Annotated in this window: 2 pseudogenes; one reads left to right on the top strand and one right to left on the bottom strand. The window is 66.0% G+C overall.

From position 1 onward, the window contains the following. Positions 1–183, top strand: a pseudogene (locus ABFX50_RS51775) (transposase); the annotation flags it as partial. Between the two features lie 517 nt (positions 184–700). Here the strand turns inward: ABFX50_RS51775 and ABFX50_RS50600 are convergent. Next, positions 701–1,200 (bottom strand): annotated as a pseudogene (locus ABFX50_RS50600) (transposase family protein); the annotation flags it as partial.

Below are 1,200 nucleotides of genomic sequence, written 5' to 3'. Positions count from 1 at the left end.
CGATTGGCGGCTGTTCGTGCCGGCGTCATGGGATGAGGAGGTGGCTGATGCCGCCACCCGTTCGGAGGTGGCCGCGCGACGCGAGCGTTGCGCGATCTCGGGCCAGGAGCGCATCGCCCGAAATGGATGATGGCGGTGGAGATGCTCGATGCGTTGATCGAGCAAGGACTGCGGCCGCCCCTGTGGCAGCTGCCTCGGACTGGACACTTCGAAGGCCGGTCTTGGACCGGCTCGCACCGCCACGTCACCTCGTCACCGCCGTGCACCTGTTCGAACCACGGAACCGATCCAACCGCACAATCGGATCGTCCACACAGGAACGGGGACGGTCCCGGCGGCGACCCCGCCTTATCTTGAGGACTCTTCGAGCCGGGGATACCAAAGGAGCCCACCGGCGGAACCGAGCCTGTCCGGAACTCATTAAGAGCTGCCAGGGTGCGGAAGGGCCCGCTGGGACTCCCACAAGGGCAGCACCAGCCCACCTTCAAAAGCGGCCCAACCGGTCGCACGCTCGCCCGCGCAGCTCCGGCACCAATGCCCAACTCAAGAGCTGACACATCCTGCGCAAGCTGATGCTGTCCGCTGAAGGCCGGACACCTGCGCAAGGCCAGTCCTACAGAACTACGAGTTCACCCAAGGATGAAAGAGCTCAGTGCAGTCGCGAGGGTGCCCCACTTGGTTGTCACAAACTGAGCCCTTTTCATCCTGGGTAACGGGTGTCTTCGACGAGCTGGAGGACGAGGATGGCCTGCACGAGCGCGGTCGCGCGATGCGGGCAGCAGCGCAGCTTGGTGAGCACCTTCCAGGCCTTTAAGGTCGCGACGGCGCGCTCGCCGATGGCGCGGATGCGGGCATGGGCGCGGTTGACGTCCCGCTGCCCACGTGACAGCCATGGACGGTGGCGATGCCGCTTGAACGGCGTCCGGATCGTGCCGCCCACGCCTTGATAGCCCTTGTCCACAAGGCATTCGCGCCAGCACCGGTCAAGGCGTCGATCAGGCCGATCTTCCGAGCGGCGGTCACGTCATGAACGGCGCCCGGCAGCGCAGGCGAGGTCCACACCAGCCGGCCTGCGGGATCGGCCAGCAGTTGCACGCACCCCGTGCTGCTTGTGTTTCCCGCTGTAATACGGTCGCTCGTCCGCCCGACGATCGATCGGGATGAGGGTGCCGTCCAAGATGGCGTAGGCCAGCCGAGCCG

Origin of the sequence: Nonomuraea recticatena (assembly GCF_039533245.1) — a bacterium.
GTDB classification, from domain to species: Bacteria; Actinomycetota; Actinomycetes; order Streptosporangiales; family Streptosporangiaceae; genus Nonomuraea; species Nonomuraea roseola.
Note: the sequence above shows the minus strand (reverse complement) of the source record. Positions and strands in the feature narration are given on the sequence as shown.